Source organism: Streptomyces sp. 8K308 (assembly GCF_004348315.1).
Classification (GTDB): domain Bacteria; phylum Actinomycetota; class Actinomycetes; order Streptomycetales; family Streptomycetaceae; genus Streptomyces.
The window spans coordinates 1-4,503 of the sequence record NZ_SMKC01000462.1 but is presented as its reverse complement, the minus strand read 5'-3'; the positions used below and the strand labels follow the sequence as shown (position 1 = coordinate 4,503).

4 protein-coding genes are annotated in these 4,503 nt (G+C 74.4%); 3 read left to right on the top strand and 1 reads right to left on the bottom strand.

The window, feature by feature from the left end; genetic code table 11:
• Window positions 1–34 precede the first annotated feature (34 nt).
• Window positions 35–961 (bottom strand): proline dehydrogenase family protein, encoded by a 927-nt coding sequence (locus tag E1265_RS33970; protein ID WP_132934802.1) that lies wholly within the window; start codon window positions 959–961, stop codon window positions 35–37.
• Window positions 962–1,187: 226 nt separating this feature from the next.
• On the opposite strand from E1265_RS33970, the gene E1265_RS33965 reads away from it, so the two are divergent.
• The 3 genes from E1265_RS33965 (at window position 1,188) to E1265_RS33955 (ending at window position 4,412) form a co-directional block, all read left to right on the top strand.
• Entirely contained in the window at window positions 1,188–2,732 is a 1,545-nt protein-coding gene (locus tag E1265_RS33965) for a helix-turn-helix domain-containing protein (RefSeq protein ID WP_132934801.1), read from the top strand.
• Between the two features lie 138 nt (window positions 2,733–2,870).
• Entirely contained in the window at window positions 2,871–3,278 is a 408-nt protein-coding gene (locus tag E1265_RS33960) for a Dabb family protein (RefSeq protein WP_132934800.1), read from the top strand.
• A 150-nt stretch (window positions 3,279–3,428) separates the two neighbouring features.
• Window positions 3,429–4,412, top strand: a complete 984-nt coding sequence (locus tag E1265_RS33955) for a glycoside hydrolase family 6 protein (protein ID WP_243741307.1) — start codon at window positions 3,429–3,431, stop codon at window positions 4,410–4,412.
• Window positions 4,413–4,503: the final 91 nt, after the last annotated feature.

Here is a 4,503-nt window from a genome sequence, read left to right as displayed (position 1 = left end):
AGCGACAGGTCGGGGGGCGTGTGGGGGCGGCGGGTCAGCGGCGCCCGGCCAGCGAGCGGGCGAAGAAGGCGAGGTTCGCGGGGCGCTCGGCCAACCGGCGCATGAAGTAGCCGTACCAGTCGGTGCCGTAGGGCAGGTAGACGCGCATCCGGTGCCCCTCGGCCGCCAGCCGACGCTGCTCGACCGGCCGGATGCCGTAGAGCATCTGGAACTCGTAGGAGCCGGGCCGGCGGCCGAGGCGAGCGGCCAGCGCCTGGGTGACGGCGATCAGCCGCGGGTCGTGGGTGGCCACCATCGGGTAGCCGTCACCGGCCAGCAGGATCCGCAGGCACCTGACGTAGGCCCGGTCCACCTCGGCCCGGTGCTGGAACGCCACCGCGGCCGGCTCCCGGTACGCCCCCTTGACCAGGCGCACCCTGGCCCCGGCGGTCGAGAGCGTCTGGCAGTCCTTCTCGGTGCGGTACAGGTACGACTGCACCACCGCGCCCGTGTCGGGGAACCGCTCGCGCAGCTCGGTCAGGATCGCCAGCGTCGAGTCGGTGGTGGTGTGGTCCTCCATGTCCAGGGTGACCGTGGTACCAGCCGCCGCGGCGGCCTCCACCACCGGCAGCACGTGGCGCAGCGCGAGGTCGTGGCCGCCGGGCAGCGCCTGGCCGAAGGCGGACAGCTTGACCGAGATCTCGGCGCGGGTGCCGAGGCCCTCGCCGGCCAGCGCCTCGGCCAGCGCCAGACAGGCGTCCCGGCTGCGCAGCGCGCTCGCGGTGTCGGTGACGTCCTCGCCGAGGTGATCGAACGTCACCTCAAGGCCCTCAGCCAGCAGTTGTGAGGCGGCGACGAGCGCCGCGTCGAGCCGCTCGCCGGGGACGAAACGGGCCACCACCTGGCGGGTGCCGGGCGCCGCCGACACGAGCCGCCGAACGGTGTCGCTGCGTGCCGCCGCGAGAAGGACAGGTCCCAGCATGGGCACCTCCACGTAAAGAGTCGGCGAAGACGAGCCGAAGGGTGCGGCTTACCCGTGAAGGTAGGGAACGCCCGGGTCACTCGCCATCGACAGCTGTCCGGCGGCCACCTCCGGGATCTCAGACATGTGTATGACCGCTGTACCAGAATGGTCGCGGAGGGCCCCGCCAGGCGCGACCGGACACGACACGAGGCGGCGGACGCAACAGGAAGGGGGACGGCGAGGCGTGCGGACGGAGTATCAGGACCTGGTCGACGAGGTCTCCGCGCTGCTCGGGACTCCGGCGACCCTGGAGAGCCGCGACTTCGGGCTGATCGCGTACGGCGTTCACGACAGCGAGGACGACCGGGTGCTGGACCCGATCAGGACGCGGTCCATCCTGCGCCGGCGGTCCACGGTGGCGGTGCGACGGTGGTTCGAGAGCTTCGGCATCACCCGGGCCACGGGCCCGGTCCGGATCCCGCCCGATCCGGCGGCCGGGGTGCTCACCGGCCGCATCTGCCTGCCGGTCCGGCACGCGGGCGTGGTCGAGGGCTACATCTGGCTGCTCGACGAGGGCGGGACGCCGCTCGACGACCCCCGGCTCGCCGCCGCGATAGCCGCGGCGGCACCCGTCGGCGCCCTGCTGGCGGCCGAGACCCGGGCCGGGGCGCGGGTGGGCGCGCTGCTGCGCGCCGTGCTGACCGCCGACCCCGGCGACCCGACCAGGTCCGAACTCGCCGCCGAGCTGGCCATGGCCCTCGGCCCGGCGGCCGACGGCCCGCTGACGGTGGCGGCGATCCTGCCGTGGCAGGACCCCCCGGCCGACCCGGCCGTCGCCCCCGGCGCCCTGGCCCTCTGCCTGTTGCCTGCCGGCACCCCTGCCACCGCCCGGCCCGCGGCCGGCGGGGCCCGGCGCCGCGGCCCCGCGCCCGAAGGCGCGACCGGGGCACTCGAGACCCGACGGACACCGCCCGACAGAGGTGGCGCGGCCGGTGACCGTCGGCGAACCGGCCCGCCGGACCCGGCAGGACGAGCCGACGACGACGGCGGGCCGAGCACCGCCGCCGCCGAAGGCCGAGCGCGGGCACGCCTGACGGCCCAGGGCGGGGGGCAGGCCCCCGACGAGCCCGACCCACGCACCGGCGACACGCCGTCGGATCCCTCGGCCGATGGCCGGGAGAAGCGGGAGAGGACCGAGGGACCGTCGGCCGACGCCCGCCGGCCAGGCGGGCCCACGTACGCGACCGCCGCGCGGCGGTCGCCCGAGGTGCGGGCCACGGTGGGCGACGAGGCCGAGCCGCGGCAGACGTTGGCCGTGTTGGTGCGGCCACGCACCGCCCGTGCCGTGACGATGAACCTGATGAACCGCGCCCCGCACGGCACGTCCGCCGGCATCGGGTCCGTGCGGCGCGGCGCGGCCGAGCTGGCCGGCGCCTGGCAGGAGGCGCTGGCCGCGGCCCGCGTCGCCGCCGCGGAGGAACGGTTCGGCGGGGTGGCCGACTGGCGCGAGCTGGGCCCGTATCGGCTGCTCTCGGCGCTGGCCGACGTTCCGCCCGACCCTGCGGTTCGCCCCCTGCTCCGCGACGAGCACCGCGAACTCGCCCGCACCGCCGAGGCGTTCCTCGACCACGCGGGCCAGGCCGCGCGGGCCGCCGCGGCCCTTGGCATCCATCGGCAGACCCTCTACTACCGGTTGTCCCGGATCGCCCACCTCACCGGACTCGACCTCGCCGACGGCGAGGACCGACTGCTGCTGCACATGGCCCTCAAGGCGGCGCGGCTGCGCTGAGGCCGGCGCACCAGCGGGTTTCGGGATTCGGAGCTCACAAGTTCAACGCCCGACACGACCACGCCCGTACGCTACTCATTAGTCCGCTATTCTGAACCATCAAGTTCAAACAGCCCGCATGGAAGCCAGAGGAGACGCGTGATCGTCAACATGCTGCGGTTCAGCTTCAAGGACGAGACCACCGACGAGCAGCGAGCTGCCGTGCTGGCGGCGATGCGCCGCACGGCGAGCGTCGAGTCGGTCTCGTTCTCGACCGTCGGCCAGGATCTCGGCGACCCCGCCGACGGATTCAGCCACGCCTACTGCGTGGGCATCGCCGACCTGGAGTCGCTCGACCGGTACCTGTACGACCCGGTCCACCTCGCCGGCGACTTCGCGATCGCGCCCCACCTGGCACGGCTCTCGGCCGTCCGGCTGTCCGACGACGAGGACCCCGATCTGGGCGCCACGATCGCGGCGATGCACCAGAAGAAGGTGGCCACCTACCCCGAATGGGCCGCGCTGCTCGACGCGATCCCCAACGTCGACCTCGCCGCCGACGCCTGACCACGGGCCGTCAGGGCCGCCGCGGGCGCCGCGCGCCGGCGGCGGCCTTGCCGGGATGGTTTACTCCGTCGCGCCGAGAGGCTATCTTCGGCCCAGTGGGAGCGCTCCCACCCACGACCGTACCCCTCTTCCGGAGAGGAACGAGCCATAGTGCGCACCCCACGAGCCGCGTTGACCGCGGTGGCAGCGGCCCTCGGCGGGCTGCTGCTGACCTCCGGTCAGCTCGCCCCCGCGCAGGCCGCCGACGCCGCCCCCGGCGCCGCGGTCGCCGAGCTGCCCGACAACGCCGTGTTCCACAACTACCCGGCGAACGTGCACAACTGGGTCGCCGCGAACCCGAACGACCCACGCCAGCCACTCATCGCCTCGCGGATCGCCAGCCAGCCGCAGGCCGTCTGGTTCTCCAACTACCGGCCGACGACCGTGACCCAGGACGTCGCCGCCGTCACCTCGGCCGCCGCGGCCGCCGGCGAGGTGCCGGTGCTGGTCTCGTACATGATCCCCAACCGGGACTGCGGCGGTGCCTCGGCCGGCGGCGCCCCCACCTTCGCGGCCTACCTCGACTGGGTCGAGGACTTCGCGGCCGGCCTCGGCGACGGCCAGTCCGTCATCATCCTGGAACCGGACTCGCTGGCGCTCACCACCTGCCTCAACCCGACGCAGCGCGCCGAACGGTTCAACGCGCTGGCCACCGCGGCCGACCTGATCCACGCGGCGAGCCCGGAGGCCCGCGTCTACTTCGACGCCGGCCACTCCGCGTGGCACTCCCCCGCCACCATGGCGGCGACGCTGCGCGAGGCGGGCGTGCTGCGGAGCGGCGACGGCATCTACTCCAACGTCTCCAACTACCGCACCACGGCCGACGAGAACGCCTTCGTCCAGGCGGTCCTCGCCCAGTTGGGGGCCCCCGACCTGCGGGCGGTGATCGACACCAGCCGCAACGGCAACGGGCCGCTGGGCTCCGAGTGGTGCGACCCGCCCGGGCGGCGCGTCGGCCAGAACCCGACGGCGGCGACCGGCAACCGGCTGATCGACGCCTACCTGTGGGTCAAGCTGCCGGGTGAACTCGACGGCTGTGACGGCCCTGCGGGCTCCTTCTCGCCCACGAGGGCCTACGAGCTGGCGGGCGGCTGACGCGGGCCGTCACCCGCGTGCGGTCGGCTGTTCCGCCGGGCCGGTGCCGGTCTGCCTTCCCAGGCCGGCGCCGGCTTCTTCTTTTCCCCAC

Bases quoted from the DNA above. Each gene is read 5' to 3' on its own strand.
- E1265_RS33970 (WP_132934802.1), bottom strand. From the start codon at position 961: ATGCTGGGACCTGTCCTTCTCGCGGCGGCACGCAGCGACACCGTTCGG.